This is a genomic window from Pseudoxanthomonas sp. J31, from assembly GCF_000510725.1.
GTDB lineage: Bacteria > Pseudomonadota > Gammaproteobacteria > Xanthomonadales > Xanthomonadaceae > Pseudoxanthomonas.
The window spans coordinates 213,106-227,651 of the sequence record NZ_AZNZ01000002.1 but is presented as its reverse complement, the minus strand read 5'-3'; the positions used below and the strand labels follow the sequence as shown (position 1 = coordinate 227,651).

13 protein-coding genes are annotated in these 14,546 nt (G+C 72.9%); 8 read left to right on the top strand and 5 right to left on the bottom strand.

Annotation, left to right across the window (positions count from 1 at the left end; genetic code table 11):
* Window positions 1–52: 52 nt before the first annotated feature.
* The 6 genes from PSEJ31_RS0104305 to PSEJ31_RS0104280 all read left to right on the top strand — a co-directional run bounded on the left by PSEJ31_RS0104305 (window position 53) and on the right by PSEJ31_RS0104280 (window position 7,462).
* On the top strand, window positions 53–451 hold the full coding sequence (locus tag PSEJ31_RS0104305; RefSeq protein ID WP_028914758.1) for an MAPEG family protein: 399 nt from the start codon (window positions 53–55) through the stop codon (window positions 449–451).
* Window positions 452–534: 83 nt separating this feature from the next.
* A complete protein-coding gene (locus PSEJ31_RS15645) occupies window positions 535–1,731 on the top strand; it encodes a hypothetical protein (RefSeq protein WP_232210969.1) in 1,197 nt (398 codons plus the stop codon).
* A gap of 224 nt (window positions 1,732–1,955) precedes the next feature.
* Window positions 1,956–3,785 (top strand): DEAD/DEAH box helicase, encoded by a 1,830-nt coding sequence (locus PSEJ31_RS0104295; RefSeq protein ID WP_028914757.1) that lies wholly within the window; start codon window positions 1,956–1,958, stop codon window positions 3,783–3,785.
* A 179-nt stretch (window positions 3,786–3,964) separates the two neighbouring features.
* Window positions 3,965–5,572: a GGDEF domain-containing protein gene (locus tag PSEJ31_RS15640; protein ID WP_051403642.1), complete on the top strand. Its 1,608-nt coding sequence runs from the start codon at window positions 3,965–3,967 to the stop codon at window positions 5,570–5,572.
* Window positions 5,573–5,636: 64 nt separating this feature from the next.
* The gene (locus tag PSEJ31_RS0104285) at window positions 5,637–6,365 is read left to right on the top strand and encodes a pseudouridine synthase (protein WP_028914756.1); all 729 of its coding nucleotides are present in this window, start codon (window positions 5,637–5,639) and stop codon (window positions 6,363–6,365) included.
* Between the two features lie 5 nt (window positions 6,366–6,370).
* Window positions 6,371–7,462 (top strand): sensor domain-containing diguanylate cyclase, encoded by a 1,092-nt coding sequence (locus PSEJ31_RS0104280; RefSeq protein ID WP_028914755.1) that lies wholly within the window; start codon window positions 6,371–6,373, stop codon window positions 7,460–7,462.
* Between the two features lies 1 nt (window position 7,463).
* Here PSEJ31_RS0104280 and PSEJ31_RS0104275 read toward each other — a convergent pair whose 3' ends face one another.
* The 3 genes from PSEJ31_RS0104275 to PSEJ31_RS0104265 are packed head-to-tail and all read right to left on the bottom strand — an operon-like array spanning window position 7,464 to window position 9,999.
* Complete coding sequence (locus PSEJ31_RS0104275) at window positions 7,464–8,405, bottom strand: DMT family transporter (protein ID WP_028914754.1); 942 nt, start codon at window positions 8,403–8,405, stop codon at window positions 7,464–7,466.
* A gap of 46 nt (window positions 8,406–8,451) precedes the next feature.
* On the bottom strand, window positions 8,452–9,105 hold the full coding sequence (locus PSEJ31_RS0104270; protein WP_019398444.1) for a DUF2238 domain-containing protein: 654 nt from the start codon (window positions 9,103–9,105) through the stop codon (window positions 8,452–8,454).
* 57 nt (window positions 9,106–9,162) lie between these two features.
* Window positions 9,163–9,999 carry a DUF72 domain-containing protein gene (locus PSEJ31_RS0104265; protein ID WP_028914753.1) on the bottom strand — a complete coding sequence of 279 codons (837 nt, stop codon included), beginning with the start codon at window positions 9,997–9,999 and terminating at the stop codon, window positions 9,163–9,165.
* A gap of 141 nt (window positions 10,000–10,140) precedes the next feature.
* On the opposite strand from PSEJ31_RS0104265, the gene PSEJ31_RS0104260 reads away from it, so the two are divergent.
* A complete protein-coding gene (locus tag PSEJ31_RS0104260) occupies window positions 10,141–11,766 on the top strand; it encodes a serine hydrolase (RefSeq protein WP_028914752.1) in 1,626 nt (541 codons plus the stop codon).
* 184 nt (window positions 11,767–11,950) lie between these two features.
* Here the strand turns inward: PSEJ31_RS0104260 and PSEJ31_RS0104255 are convergent, their stop codons facing one another.
* A complete protein-coding gene (locus tag PSEJ31_RS0104255; RefSeq protein WP_026010487.1) occupies window positions 11,951–13,744 on the bottom strand; it encodes a DUF885 domain-containing protein in 1,794 nt (597 codons plus the stop codon).
* A gap of 111 nt (window positions 13,745–13,855) precedes the next feature.
* Here PSEJ31_RS0104255 and PSEJ31_RS0104250 point away from each other — a divergent pair, with 111 nt between their 5' ends.
* Window positions 13,856–14,203, top strand: coding sequence for a GFA family protein (locus PSEJ31_RS0104250; RefSeq protein ID WP_019398448.1), 348 nt, complete (start codon window positions 13,856–13,858; stop codon window positions 14,201–14,203).
* A 12-nt stretch (window positions 14,204–14,215) separates the two neighbouring features.
* Here PSEJ31_RS0104250 and PSEJ31_RS0104245 read toward each other — a convergent pair whose 3' ends face one another.
* On the bottom strand, window positions 14,216–14,512 hold the full coding sequence (locus PSEJ31_RS0104245) for a hypothetical protein (protein ID WP_028914751.1): 297 nt from the start codon (window positions 14,510–14,512) through the stop codon (window positions 14,216–14,218).
* Between the last annotated feature and the right edge of the window lie 34 nt (window positions 14,513–14,546).

Sequence of the window (14,546 nt, the reverse complement as noted above, 5' to 3'; positions counted from 1 at the left end):
GCATATCGTAGCCCCAACGCCGTTGCTACCCTGAGGGCCTACATCACAGGAGGTGGCCGTGGGCATCGAGATCCATTATCTGGGCTGGTCGGTGGTGCTGGGCGTGGCGCAGTTGCTGCTGGCCGGCATGCTGGTGACCCGCCAGCGCGGGGTCGAATGGAATACCGGGCCGCGCGATGCCGATCCGGGTCCGCTCCCGCCCAGGGCCGGGCGTGCCGACCGCGCGTTCCGCAACTTCATGGAGACCTTCCCGTTCTTCGCCGCCGCGGTGCTGGCGGTGGTCGCCACCGGCCAGGCCGATGCCTGGACCGCGCTCGGGGTGCAGGCCTATTTCTGGGCGCGCGTGGTGTACGTGCCGCTGTACGTGTACGGCGTGCGCTACCTGCGTTCGCTGGCATGGGGCGTCTCGATGGCCGGCCTGCTGCTGGTGCTGCTGCCGCTGTTGCGCTGAACCGTTCGTCGACGTTCATCGGCGGTTGTCCGGCGCGGCCGGGCACCGCCTAGACTGGGTGCATGCAAGCCGACCGTCCTTCCATGTCCAAGGCCTCCCGCCGAATCCTGTCCGTGGTCCTGCTGCTGGCCGCGGCCATCGGAGTGCTGGTCGCCTGCCAGCGTTTCGTGGTCGATGAGGAAGAGGTCCAGACCCAGCCGGTGGCCTCGCCGGAAGAGGGGGGCGCGGTCAGCCGCGATCCGATGCCCGAAGAGGCCATGTCGGTGGAGGCATTGCCGCAGGGGCAGGCGGCCGAGCCGGAGGGCGAGGTGGACTGGTCGCCGCGCGAGCTGTCCGGCCAGGCCTGGATCAGCTGCAGCCTGGACTACCGCGAGGGCGACGGCGCGGCGCTGGCCTCGCTGGAGCGCGAAGCGCTGCGCGAGGGCGTCGAGGCCTGCCGCGAAGGGCAGGTCGTGCGCGTGCGCTACACCGGCAAGATCAGCCCCGAGTTCACCGCCCTGGTGCAGCGGGTCACGGTGACCGCCGACGAGCTGGGCATCGTCCACCGCGTGCTGGACCTGGACTCCACCGGCGGCCAGGTCGAGGACGCGATCCGCGCTGGCGACTGGATCGGCAACCACCACTGGACCCTGTGGGTGCGCGAGGACTCGGTCTGCCACAGCGCCTGCGTGTTCGTGCTGGCCGGCGGCGACAGTCGGGTGCTGGCCGGGCGGGTGGGCATCCACCGCATCATCCGCCTCAGCTCCACCGCCACCAGCCGCCAGGAGCTCAACACCGAGCTGCAGGCGGTGTACGGGACCGTGCGCGCCTACCTGGAACGCAACGGCGCCTCGCCGCTGCTGGCCGACGTGATGAAGACCGTGCCCAACCGCAGCCTGCGCCTGCTCAACCAGGACGAGCTGGCCGCCTACGGCCTGGACGGCAACAACGCCGCCCAGGACGACCTGGACCGGATGCGGCTGCTGGCCAAGTGCGGCGACGACTTCATGCAGCGGCGCGACCGCTGGATCCGCGCGTTCGAGGAGCGCTGCCGCGGCGAGCGCGAGGTGTACGCGCGCAATGCCTGCGGCCTGGAGCTGCGCCGCGGGCTTGGTTTCCCCGACGACACCTGCCCGGCGGAGAGCCCGCTGGCCGAGTTCAACGCGGTCGAGCCGACGCTGGGCGCCGCCGCGGATGCGACGGCGGGCGGGGACGACCCTGCAGGCGCCGAGCCCGTGCCCGGGGCCGACGTGGCGGCCAAGGGCAGCCCGGACGTCGACGGGACTGCCGGCGGGGGCTGAGCGCTCCTCCCTGCACCCGGCGGTGCCGGTGTCCGGGGTGAGGCCGGCCCGGTCGCATCCGGGTGCGGCTTCGCGGCGGATAAACGCCTTGCCGGGGCATGATGCGCTGAACGGACGGCAGGTCCGCATTCAGCCGCGAGGCGACAAACCTCGCGTTGCAGCGCACAATGGCCAACTTTCATGTACCCCCGCCGCGCCCCCAGGCGCCGCCGCCGGAGTCCCGGATGTCTTCCCCCGACCAAGAAACCCCTGCCGCGCCGAGCTTCGGCGACCTCGGCCTTCCCCAGCCTTTGCTGGCCGCCCTGACCGAGGTCGGCTACGAAACCCCGTCGCCGATCCAGGCCGCGACCATCCCGGCACTGCTGTCCGGTCGCGACGTGCTGGGCACCGCCCAGACCGGCACCGGCAAGACCGCGGCGTTCGCCCTGCCGGTCCTGTCGCACCTGGACCTGAAGCTGGCCCGGCCCCAGGCCCTGGTGCTGGCGCCGACCCGCGAGCTGGCCATCCAGGTCGCCGAGGCGTTCCAGCGCTACGCGGTGCAGATGCCGGGCTTCCAGGTGCTGCCGATCTACGGCGGCCAGGGCTATGGCCCGCAGCTGCACGCGCTGCGCCGCGGCGTGCACGTGGTGGTCGGCACCCCCGGGCGCATCATCGACCATCTCGAGCGCGGCTCGCTGGACCTGTCGGCCCTGCGCGCGCTGGTGCTGGACGAGGCCGACGAGATGCTGCGCATGGGCTTCATCGACGACGTCGAGGCGGTGCTGCAGAAGACCCCGCCGCAGCGCCAGGTGGCGCTGTTCTCGGCGACCATGCCGCCGCCGATCCGGCGCATCGCCCAGACCTACCTGCGCGATCCGGTCGAGGTGACCATCGCGGCCAAGACCACCACCTCGGCCAACATCCGCCAGCGCTACTGGTTCGTCAGCGGCCTGCACAAGCTCGACGCCCTGACCCGGATCCTGGAGGCCGAGCCTTACGACGCGATGATCGTGTTCGCGCGCACCAAGGCCGCCACCGAGGAGCTGGCCAACAAGCTGCAGGCGCGCGGCGTGGCCGCCGCGGCGATCAACGGCGACATGCAGCAGCAGCAGCGCGAGCGCACCATCCAGCAGCTCAAGGACGGCCGCCTGGACGTGCTGGTGGCCACCGACGTGGCCGCGCGCGGCCTGGACGTGGAGCGCATCAGCCACGTCCTCAACTACGACATCCCCTACGACACCGAGAGCTACGTCCACCGCATCGGCCGCACCGGCCGCGCCGGGCGCAGCGGCGAGGCGATCCTGTTCGTCACCCCGCGCGAGAAGGGCATGCTGCGCGCGATCGAGCGCGCCACCCGGCAGCCGATCGAAGAAATGCGCCTGCCGACCGTGCAGGCGGTCAACGACCGCCGCGTGGCGCGGTTCTTCGAGCGCATCGGCGGGGCGCTGCAGGCCGGCGGCCTGGAAGAATACCGCGCGCTGGTGGACCGCTACGTAGCCGAGCACGAGGTGGCCGCCGAGGACGTGGCCGCCGCCCTGGCGCGGCTGCTGCAGGGCGACGTGCCGCTGCTGCTGGAGGCCCGCGACGAGCCGGCCCCGCGCGAGCGCCCGGCACGCGAACCGCGCGCCTTCGAGGAGCGCCCGCGCCGCGGCCGCGACGACGGGGAGTTCGAGCCGCGCCCGCCGCGCGCGCCCAAGCCGCCGCGCGAGGCGCCGCAGCCGGGCATGGAGACCTACCGGGTCGAGGTCGGGCACGTGCACGGGGTCAAGCCGGGCAACATCGTCGGCGCGATCGCCAACGAGGCCGGGCTGGAGGCGCGCTACATCGGCCGCATCGACATCCACGAGGACCATTCGATCCTCGACCTGCCGGCCGGCATGCCGCCGGAGATCATGGGCGTGCTGCAGAAGGCCTGGGTGGTCGGGCAGCAGCTGCGCATCAGCCGCTGGGATGGCAGCCATGCGCCGTCGCCCAACGCGCCGCCGGCGCGCGGGCGTTTCCGCCCGACCGGGACGCGCCCCGCACCGCGCGGCCCGAAACCGCACCGCAAGGGACCGCCGCGCCCGCGTTCCTGACCGGCGCGGGGCCGGCCCCGGGGTAGGCTGATGGCGGTCACAAAAGCAACAATCCCAAAGGATGATCCAGGCCCGTGGGCGACCGTGGCCGCGCTCCGTATCATGGGCGGGTGAAACCGCAACGGAGCAGACCGGGCCGCGCGCGGCTCCATCCATGGATCTGGCCCAGGGTCGGCTTGATGGTGCTCGCGTTGCTGGCGATCGCGGTGGTGGTCGCCAATGCCTTCGGCCGCATCCAGCGCTGGCCGCCGACCGCCCACCTGGTGACCGGCCAGCCCACCCAGGAACAGCCCCGCACCCGCGATTGCCCCGCCGACGCCCCGGTGCCGCCGGCGCGGGCGGTGGTGCATCCGCCGCCGGGCGGCTGGCCCGGCGTGCCGCAGGCGGTGAGCGTGTTCAACGTGTTCGCCGGCGAGGTGCGCCTGGAGTACGGCGGGCACCGGGTGTGCGGGCTGATGCACGACGCCCGCACCCGCGATTCCCGCTTCCGCGCGGGCGTGGGCATGGTGATCGTGCCGCAGGCCGGTAACCAGGACCCGGTGATCGTGTACTGGCAGCCGGCACTCAAGCCCGGCTGGATCCCGACCATCCGCATCGGCGCGCCCAGCGAGGTGCAGCACGTGGACACCCTGCGCCTGGTGGTGCGCACCGCGTGCCTGGCGGTGGCCCTGGTGCTGGCGGCCACGGCGCTGATGGCCTATCCCGGCGCGCGCGACTGGACCTTCCTCGGCTATGCGGCGCTGTGCGGCCTGTCGGTGGTCTGGCAGGCGGTGCTCAGCGGCCTCAGCGGCTACCCGGAACCCTGGCTGCCGGTGGCCGGGCACGAGCCGCGCTGGTTCGTGGGCCTGTCCAGCATGGGCCTGGGCGCGGTGCTGTGCGGCATGTGGCTGCTGGTGGCCGGCCCCGGCCTCCCGCCGGGCGTGCGCCGGCGCATGGTCCTGGCCACCGCCGGCACCTGGATCGCCGCCAGCCTCACCGTGCTGCTGGCTCCGCTGGCGTGGCTGGAGCCGCTGGCGGTCGGGGTCGAGCTGGCGTTCCGCATGGTCTACCTGCTGATCCTGGGCTGGGCCCTGCACCGGCTGTGGCGGCAGCGCCCGGGGGTGCTGCCGGCGCTGGCGGGGATGCTGCCGTTCGCCCTGATCGCGCTGCTGGAGCTGGCCGGCAGCCGCCTGCTGATCGAGTACCGGGTCGAGGTGATCCAGCTGGCGGTCACCTGGTTCCTGGCGGTGAGCGCCTACGCCCTCAACCTGCGCCTGGGCCGCCTGCGCCGCCAGCGCGACGAGATGCAGCAGCTGGCCGAGACCGACCCGCTGACCGGCCTGCCCAACCGCCGCGCCGGCCTGCGCCGGCTGGGCGAGATGTTCGCCGTCGCCCGCGAGGACGGCACGGCGCTGAGCGTGGCCTTCATCGACATCGACCACTTCAAGGCGATCAACGACGACCACGGCCACGAGGCCGGCGACCGGGTGCTGGTGGCGGTGGCGCAGGCGCTGCGGGCCACGGTGCGCGGTGCCTCCGAAGCGGCGCGCATGGGCGGCGAGGAGTTCCTGATGCTGCTGCCGGGCGTGGCCGCGGACTCGGCGGTGCAGCGCATGCATGCCCTGCGCGTGCGCCTGGCCGCCACCGCGCGCGAGCTGGGCCTGGAGGGGCTGTCGCTGACCGCCAGCATCGGCGTGGCCACCCTGCGCGACGGCGATGCCGATGCCGCGGCGTTGCTGCGCCGGGCCGACCAGGCCATGTACGCGGCCAAGCGCGGCGGGCGCGACCAGGTCCAGCTGGCCGGCTGAGCCGTTCCCGACCACGGGGAGCGCGCGACGCAGCGCGGCGGCGGCCGGAAGCGGATAATGGGCCATGACCGAAGACGCCGCCCGCCTCAACAAGTACATCGCCGCCACCGGCTTCTGTTCCCGCCGCGAGGCCGACCGCCTGGTCGCCGCGCGCCGGGTGACCGTCAACGGCCAGCCGGCCGGCGTCGGCGTCGTGGTCGGCGAGGGCGACGAAGTCCGCGTGGACGGCCAGCCGCTGAAGCTGCGCGCCGCCAGGCCGGGCAAGCGCCGCCATGTCTACATCGCCCTGAACAAGCCGGTCGGCATCACCTGCACCACCGAGAGCTCGGTGAAGGGCAACATCGTCGACTTCGTCGGCCACGAGCAGCGGATCTTCCCGATCGGCCGCCTGGACAAGGATTCGGAAGGCCTGATCCTGCTGACCAGCAACGGCGACATCGTCAACGAGATCCTGCGCGCCGAGAACGGGCACGAGAAGGAGTACCTGGTGGCGGTGAACAAGCCGGTGACCGACGAGTTCCTGCGCGGCATGGCCCGCGGCGTGCCGGTGCACGGGCAGATGACCCTGCCGTGCCGCACCAGCCGGATCGCCAAGTTCGGCTTCCGCATCGTGCTGCGCCAGGGCCTGAACCGGCAGATCCGGCTGATGTCAGCCGCGTTCGGCTACCGCGTCACCCAGCTGCGGCGGGTGCGCATCGACAACGTCAGGCTCGGCGCACTCAAGCCCGGGCAGTGGCGCAACCTGACCCCGGAGGAACTGCGCGGCCTGCTCCCGCAGTTCGACAACTGGTGAAGACCATGCAGCCGGCAACAGCACCAGCGCCGCGTCCGCCGCGACCGGGCAACGAAGCCGAACGGCTGGCGGCGCTGCGCGCCACCCGCCTGCTCGACACCCCGCGCGAGCAGGCGTTCGACGACCTGGTGGCGCTGGCCTCGGCGATCACCGGCGCGCCGATGGCGGCGGTCTCGCTGATCGACGCCGAGCGCCAGTGGTTCAAGGCGCGCACCGGCTTCGACGCCTGCGAGACCCCGCGCGACGCCGCCTTTTGCGCGCACACCATCCTCGAGCCGCAGCGCATGCTGGTGGTGGAGGACGCCACCCGCGACCCGCGCTTTGCCGCCAACCCGCTGGTCACCGGCGGCCTGCACATCCGCTTCTACGCCGGGGTGCCGTTGCTGGATGCCGAAGGCCACGCCCTGGGCAGCCTGTGCGTGTTCGACAGCCGCCCGCGGGTACTGGGCGAGGAGGGTGCGGAGGCGCTGCGCGCGCTGGCGCGCCAGGCCGGCTTCCTGATCGAACTGCGCCGCACCACCGAGGCGCTGAACCTGTACGTGCGCGAATGCGCCTGGTACGAGCAGCAGCTGCTGCACTACTCGCAGCTGCTGGAGGCGCAGAACGCCGACCTGGCCGAGCAGACCCGTACCGACCCGCTGACCGGGCTGCGCAACCGCCGAGGCTACGGCGAGGCACTGCGCGCGGCGGTGGAGCGGGCGGGGCGCGAGGGCACGCCGCTGTCGCTGGCGGTGCTGGACCTGGACCACTTCAAATCGATCAACGACACCTACGGCCACGCCGCCGGCGACCGCGTGCTGGTCCAGGTCGGCCACGCGCTGGGCGAGCGGATGCAGGGCGTGGGCGTGGCGGCGCGGTATGGCGGCGAGGAGTTCGCGCTGCTGCTGCCGGGCCTGGACCTGGGGCAGGCGCGCGCGCATTGCGAGAGCCTGGTCCGCGCGGTGGCGGTGGTGGAGGGCGGCGGCGGGGTGACCGCCAGCATCGGCGTGGCGCAGTGGCGCCCCGGCGAGGAACCGGGGCAGGCGGTGGCCCGCGCCGACGCGGCCATGTACCGCGCCAAGGTCGGCGGCCGCGCGCGGGTGGAAGTGGCCGACTGAATCAGTCCACCAGCTGGCGCGCGGCGTCCGCCGCCGGCGCGCTCGCCGCCGGGCGCCGGCGCGACAGCAGCGGGTCCAGGAACACCGCGGCCAGGACGATGGCCACGCCCAGGTAGAACTGCAGGCTCAGCTCGCGCTGCTCGCCCAGCAGCAGCGCCGCCAGCACGATCGCGTACACCGGCTCGAGGTTGGTCACCAGCTGCACCGCGTAGGCGCTGAGCCGGCGCAGCGCCACCAGCGCCAGCGCGAACGGCAGCAGGGTGCAGGCCAGTGCCAGGACCAGCAGCAGGATGCCGTCGTGCAGGCCCGGCAGGGCCAGCAGCCGGCCGGCGAACTCCGGCGCCAGCAGCGGCATCAGCGGCGCCAGCGCGCCCAGCACCAGGGTGCCGGCGCCCAGTTCCAGCGCGGTGACGGTCAGCGGATCGGCATGCTCGACCAGGCGCTTGTTGAGCGAGCCGAACACCGCCACCAGCAGCGCCGAGAGCGCGCCCACCGCCACGCCGGCGCGCATGCCGTCCGGCACGCCACCGACCACCAGGGCCACGCCCGGCAGCACCGCCACGCCCAGCACCAGCTCGCGCGGGCGGAACGGGCGCCGCGCCACCCAGGGCTCGATCACCGCGGTGAACACCGGCGCCAGGGCGATGCAGGTGGCCGCCACCGAGGCATTGGCCAGCTTGATCGCACCGTAGAAGGTCAGCCAGTGCAGGGCCACCAGCACGCCGACGCCGGCGTAGCCGGCCACCAGCCGCGGCGGCATTGCGCGCAGCCCGCGCCATACGCGCGGCAGCAGGGCCAGGGCGGCGACCACCAGCAGCATGCGCCACCACACCAGGGGCAGCGCGGGCAGCGCGATCAGCTTGCCGAGGATGGCGGTGAAGCCCCACAGCAGGACGCAGAAGTGGACCTGCAGCAGGGCGCGGGTGTGGGGGTTCATCGGCATGGCGCATTATCGCCCGCGGCGGGGCCGCCGGCGCGCGTCCATGGGCTCAGCGCCGCGGCGACAGCCAGCCGGCCAGGCCCAGCGCCGTGACCGACAAGGCCGCGCCCAGGGTGGCCAGCAGCATGTCCTTCTGCGCGTCCCACTCGTCGCCCTGGGTGCCCAGGTAGGCCTGGCCCAGGTCGCCGCCGAACATGCTGGCGGCCAGCCACTCGAAGATCTCGAACAACAGCGCGTGGGACATCACGAAGCTCACCGGCAGCACGTAGCGCCATGCCCCGCGCGGCGGCGCCACCCGGTCCAGCAGCTCGACGCAGGCCGGGGCCAGCAGCAGGCCGTAGCCGAAGTGCACCAGGCGGTCGTAGGTATTGCGCTGGAAGCCGAACAGGGCATCGACCGAGAAGCCGAAGTGGTCGCGGAAGAACGCGTCGTACGGCACCTCGGCATAGGTGTAGTGCGCGCCGATGGCGTGCAGCACGCCGAACACGAACAGGCCGATGCAGCTGGGCCAGGCCAGCGGCATGCGCCGCCACAGCACCGGCAGCAGCGCCACCGCGGCCACCACCAGCACGTTCTCCAGGGCCCAGTCCTCGCGGTAGCTGGGATTGATGGCCAGGGCGGTCCAGATCGCCGCGTAGGCGGCGAGCAGTGCCAGGGCATGGCGGGTGGGAACGGGACGGCGTACGGATGCGGGCGCGCTCATGGGCGCGCATCCTCGCACGGACCGCCGCGGCCGGGCAGGGGCCGGCGACGGGCGGGCTCAGGCCGCGGACAGGCGCTGCAGCAAGGCCATGGCCGCGGCCGGGTTGCGCTCCTTGGCCGCGGCGATGAAGAACACGAACACCTCGCGCGGCTTCGCGGGCGGCAGCGGCGGACCGACGTGCGCCAGGTCCGCCGGATCCTCGCCGGCATGCCAGGCGAGGACCCGTGCGGCCCAGGCGTCCAGCTCCGCGTCCGCATAGCCCTGCGCCAGCCCGGCGCGCGCCTGCATCACCCGCGCGTAGACGAAGTCGGCGGTGATGTCGGCGAAGGACGGGTGCTCGTCGGAGGCGGCCGCGACCAGGGCGATGTTGTGCCGGCGCAGCAGGGCCAGCAGCTCCGGGGTGAAGGCCGCGGGGTCGCGCAGTTCCAGCGCGTGGCGCAGGCGCAGGCCGTCCACCTCCGGCGGCAGCAGGGCGACGAAGTCGGCCAGCGCCTCCAGCGACGGGCTCTGGCCGCGGTCGAACTGCCACAGGATGGCGCCGAGGCGGTCGCCCAGGGTGGCGATGCCGCCGGCGAAGTCCTGCACCTGCGCGCCGGTGCCGGCCAGGCGGCGGCTGGCCATGATCCGCTTCGGCGCCTTGGCGGTGAACACGAAGCCCGGCGGGGTCTCGTCGCGCCAGCGGGCGTAGGTCTCCGGTTTCTGCGCGCCGTAGTAGGTGCCGTTGATCTCGATCGCGGTGACGTGGCGGCTGGCGTATTCCAGCTCGCGCCGCTGCACCAGCTTCTCCGGGTAGAACACGCCGCCGCGCCACGGCGCATAGGTCCAGCCGCCGATGCCGACGCGGATGCGCGGCTGGCCGGAAGCGGCGGGGGCGGGATCGAACAGGTCGGACATGGCGGTGGCCGGGGAGGAGCGGATGTCGATCGTAGCCGACCCGGCGCGCGGGTCCTGCATCGGCCACGCCCCGACTTCCGACACTCGGGCGCGCACGGCGGCTGCGCCTAGAATCGGCGCACACCCATACCGGAGCTGCCCATGGCCCTGCGCCCTTCGTCCCTGTGCCTGTCCTGCCTGCTCGCGCTGGGCCTGGTGCCGTTGGCACCGGCCGTGGCGCAGGAGCCCGCCGCCGCCACCGCTCCGGCGCCGGCCGCGCTGGATCCGGCCCAGCTTGGCGCCTGGGTGGAAGCGGCGCGCGAGCGCTTCGAGGTGCCGGGTATCGCCGTGGCGGTGGTCAAGGATGGCCAGGTGGTGTTCGAGGGCGGCTGGGGCGTGCGCGAGCTGGGCCAGCCCGATCCGGTGGATGCCCACACCCTGTTCGCCATCGCCTCCAACACCAAGGCCTTCACCGCCGCCTCGCTGGCGATGCTGGCCGACGAGGGCAAGCTGTCGCTGGAAGACCGGGTGGTCGAGCACCTGCCGGAGTTCCGCATGGCCGATCCCTACGTCACCGCGCAGATGCGCGTGCGCGACCTGCTGACCCACCGCAGCGGCCTGGGCCTGGGCGCCGGCGACCTGCTGTTCTGGCCGGGCAGCGACTACAGCACCGAGGAAGTGGTGGCGCGCCTGAAGGACGTGCCGCTGGCAAGCAGCTTCCGCGAGCGCTATGCCTACGACAACATCCTGTACGCCGCGGCCACCCTGCTGATCGAGCGGGTCTCCGGCCAGTCCTACGCGCAGTTCCTGCAGCAGCGCTTCTTCGACCCGCTGGGGATGGCCGGGACGCGCTTCAACGCCGACGCCCTGCGTCCCGGCGACCGCGCCGCCAGCGGCCATGCCAAGGCCGACTTCACCACCCTGCGCCCGACCTTCCCGCTCACCTGGCACAACGCCGCCGGCGCCGGTGGCATCTACTCCAGCGTGCACGACATGGCGCGCTGGATGAACGCGCAGCTGGCCGGCGGCCGCTACACCGATGCCGAGGGCCGGGAGCAGCGGCTGTTCTCCGAGCGCCGGCACAAGTCGATGTGGACGCTGCACACGCCGATCAACATCCCCGAGCCGGCGGTGCCGGAACTGGCCGCGTCCAGGCCGGACTTCCTCGGCTACGGCGAGGGCTGGATGCTGTCGACCTACCGCGGCGAGAAGCTGGTGTGGCACACCGGCGGCTGGCCCGGCATGGTCTCGCGGGTGACCCTGGTGCCGGGGCGCAACCTGGGCGTGGTGGTGCTGACCAACCAGGAATCCGGCGGCGCGTTCAACGCCGTCACCCTGCACGTGCTCGACGCCTTCCTGCAGCCGGCCGAGCGGGTCGACTGGGTGGCGGCCTATGCCGCGGCGGCGGAAAAGTCGAAGGCCCGCGCCGACGACGCCTGGGCCAAGCGCGTGGCCGCGCGCGACAAGCGCTCCAAGCCCTCGCTGCCGCTGTCCGGCTACGCCGCGACCTACCGCGATGCCTGGTACGGCGACGTCGAGGTGAAGCAGGAGAACGGGCGCCTGCTGATGCGCTTCACCCGCAGCCCGCTGCTGGTGGGCGAGCTGCAGCACTGGCAGCACGACACCTTCCTGGTGAAGTGGCGCGAGCGCACGCTCAACGGCGATGCCTTCGTCACCTTCCACCTGGATCCGGACGGCAAGGTGCGCGAGGCGCGGATGGAGGCGGCCTCGGACCTGACCGACTTCAGCTTCGACTTCCAGGACCTGGTGCTGAAGCCGGTGGAGTAAGCCCCCGCCAGGGCAGCGCCGGCTCCAGGCACATTCGGCCATGGCTTCGGCTGGCATGGCAGGCGCGTCAGCCCGGACGCGCTCCGCGTATCCGGGCTGCGCATGCGTCCCGTCGCTCCGGCCAATGCCGGGACGACGGCGGCTCCCGCGGATCACCAATCACGAATCACGAATCACGAACCGGTCACCTCACCGGTTCGCCCAGCAGCAGCTGCCGCACGAAGCGCACCGGCGGGGCACCGTGGGACAGGACCTGGTCGTGGTAGGTCTTCGCGTCGAAACGCTCGCCCAGCTCCGCCTCCGCCGCGGCACGCATGTCGAAGTGCTCCTGCGCGCCGACGAAGTAGGTCGGCAGCTGCGCCGAGGTCAGCTGCGCGCGCACCCACTTGCCGGCGGCCTCGCGCTCCTGCTGGAAGGTCTTCCGGACCATCAGGTCCATGGCCTGCTCGCGGCTCCAGCCGTCCACGTGCACGCCCTGGTCGAGGATCGCGTTGGCGATGGTGCGCAGGTAGAACTTCAGCTGCACCAGGCGGAACAGCGGGTCGTTGCCAAGGTAGCCGGCGTCGGCCATCACCTTCTCGGTGTACACCGCCCAGCCCTCGGCGAACGGACCGGAGCGCAGCACCGCGCGCAGGGTGGAGGGATGCCGCGCCGAGTGCCAGCCCTCCAGGTAGTGGCCGGGCGTGCCCTCGTGGATGCTCAGCAGGTGGATCATGCGCGAGTTGTATTCGCGCAGGAACGAGTCCACCTGTTCCTGGGTCCATTCCTCCGGGATCGGCGAGACCGCGTAGAAGGTCTTGAGGTTGCGGTCCAGCGGGCCGGGCGAGTCGCAATAGGCCACCGCCACGCCGCGCTGGAATTCGGGCATCTCGATGATTTCCACCGGCGCGTCGGGCAGGGTCACCAGGTCCTTCTCCCGCACGAACGCCGTGGCCTGCGCCAGTGCCGCCTCGGCGTCGGGGACCACGCGGTCGCGCGCCGGGCGCTCGGCGTAGGCCAGCTCCAGTGCGGCCTCGATCGCCGCCTGCTGCTGTTCCGGGGTCGGGGAGTCCGGCAGTTCGGGGACACCCGGGCGGTCGGCCAGCACCGTGCGGGCGATGCCGTACATCTCCGCGCGCACGCGCTCCAGCTCGGCCTCGGCGCGCTGGCGGATCTGCGCGCGCGACAGCGAGGACAGCAGGGCGAACTGCAGCTTGCGGTCGTACAGCTCCGCGCCGATGCGGAAGTCGCCGCGCGCGTTCGGGACCAGGGTCCGGTCCAGCCATGCCTGGTGCTCGACCACGGCCGCGCGCAGGCCGGCGATCGCCTCCTCGGCGGCCCGGCGGTCGGCCGCGTCCAGCTGGTCCAGCGCCGGGACCACGAGCAGGTCCACCAGGCCCAGCAGGCCGGAGTTCTGCCGGGCCACGGTCTCGGCGTGGATCTTCGGCACCCGCGCCGGATCCAGGTTGGCGCGCGCCTGCGCCAGCAGGCCGGGGATCAGGCGCATGCGCGCGGTGGCCGACCTGAGGCGTTCGGGCAGCGGCGCGAACTCGCGCGCCATCAGTCCGTAGATCGCGCTGCCGGCGAGGTCGCCGTAGACCTGCGGGTCCCAGGCCCAGGGCTGCAGCACTTCCGCGCTCCAGATGTCGTACTCCAGGCGGTTGCGCAGGATCGCGGCGTCGACCTGGTTGTCGCGGGACAGCGCGGCCACGTCCAGCGCATCCAGTTCGGCCAGCAGGGCGCGGCTGGTCTCCAGCGCCTGGCGGCGGCCCTCGGCGGAGAGGTCGTCCAGCTCGGCGTCATGGCGGTGGTCGCCGGCCTGGGTGGCGGCCACCGGCGACAAGCGCATCCAGGCCTCGAGCGCGCGCGCGGACAGGTCGGCGAAGGCGGCGTCGGCCGGGCTGGGCGCGGTGGCGGTGGACGCGGCTTCCGGGGCTTCGGGCTTCTGGCAGGCCGCCAGCGGCGCGAGCAGGGCGAGGGCCAGCAGGCAGGGGCGCAGGTTCGGGCGCATGGCTATACCGGTGTCGAGGGATGGCGCAGGATAGGGGCAAGGCGCCGCCCATGCCCCTGCCATTGGCTGGGCCGCGCCACCACGCACGGGGAGGACACCATGAAGTACCAGGGAAGCTGCCATTGCGGCGGCATCGCGTTCACCGTCGAAGGACAGATCGACCAGGTGGTCGACTGCAACTGCTCGATGTGCCGGCGGCGCGGCGGCCTGCTGTGGTTCGTGCCGGCCAGCGCGTTCGAGCTGGCCACCCCGCGCGAGCGGCTGGGCACCTACCTGTTCAACCGCAAGCACATCCAGCACCACTTCTGCCCGACCTGCGGCATCGCGCCGTTCGGCGAGGGCACCGCCCCGGACGGCACCGCGACCGTGGCGATCAACGTGCGCTGCCTGCCGGAGGTGGACCTGGACGCGCTGAAGGTGGTGCGCTTCGACGGCGCCAGCGTGTAGCGCGGTGGCGGCCTATTCCTCCTCTTCCGCCTCGAACTCCACCACCAGGCCCAGGCGCACCGCCAGCTCCTCCACCGCCTGGCGCACGCGCCGGGCGGTGTAATCGTTGGGCGCCTCGATCTCCAGGTCGTGCGCGCCGGGGCCGATGTCGTCGGACAGGCCGGCCGAGCTGGAATCCTCGTCGTCCAGGCGGGGCATCAGGTCGGCCACTTCCTCGACGTGCTCGACGCCCTCGATGCTTTGCAGCAGGTCGGCGACCGCGCGCAGGTCGTCCTGGTTGCCGATGATGCGGAGGCGTAGCTGGGGCATGGCGGACTCTCCCGATGGATGCCGCGCAGCCTAG

What these genes read in the sequence shown, in the direction of transcription:
- PSEJ31_RS15645 (WP_232210969.1), top strand. Translation starts at nt 535, where the DNA reads ATGTCCAAGGCCTCCCGCCGAATCCTGTCCGTGGTCCTGCTGCTGGCC.
- PSEJ31_RS0104295 (WP_028914757.1), top strand. Translation starts at nt 1,956, where the DNA reads ATGTCTTCCCCCGACCAAGAAACCCCTGCCGCGCCGAGCTTCGGCGAC.
- PSEJ31_RS15640 (WP_051403642.1), top strand. Translation starts at nt 3,965, where the DNA reads ATGGTGCTCGCGTTGCTGGCGATCGCGGTGGTGGTCGCCAATGCCTTC.
- PSEJ31_RS0104285 (WP_028914756.1), top strand. Translation starts at nt 5,637, where the DNA reads ATGACCGAAGACGCCGCCCGCCTCAACAAGTACATCGCCGCCACCGGC.
- PSEJ31_RS0104280 (WP_028914755.1), top strand. Translation starts at nt 6,371, where the DNA reads ATGCAGCCGGCAACAGCACCAGCGCCGCGTCCGCCGCGACCGGGCAAC.
- PSEJ31_RS0104275 (WP_028914754.1), bottom strand. Translation starts at nt 8,405, where the DNA reads ATGCCGATGAACCCCCACACCCGCGCCCTGCTGCAGGTCCACTTCTGC.
- PSEJ31_RS0104270 (WP_019398444.1), bottom strand. Translation starts at nt 9,105, where the DNA reads ATGAGCGCGCCCGCATCCGTACGCCGTCCCGTTCCCACCCGCCATGCC.
- PSEJ31_RS0104265 (WP_028914753.1), bottom strand. Translation starts at nt 9,999, where the DNA reads ATGTCCGACCTGTTCGATCCCGCCCCCGCCGCTTCCGGCCAGCCGCGC.
- PSEJ31_RS0104260 (WP_028914752.1), top strand. Translation starts at nt 10,141, where the DNA reads ATGGCCCTGCGCCCTTCGTCCCTGTGCCTGTCCTGCCTGCTCGCGCTG.
- PSEJ31_RS0104250 (WP_019398448.1), top strand. Translation starts at nt 13,856, where the DNA reads ATGAAGTACCAGGGAAGCTGCCATTGCGGCGGCATCGCGTTCACCGTC.
- PSEJ31_RS0104245 (WP_028914751.1), bottom strand. Translation starts at nt 14,512, where the DNA reads ATGCCCCAGCTACGCCTCCGCATCATCGGCAACCAGGACGACCTGCGC.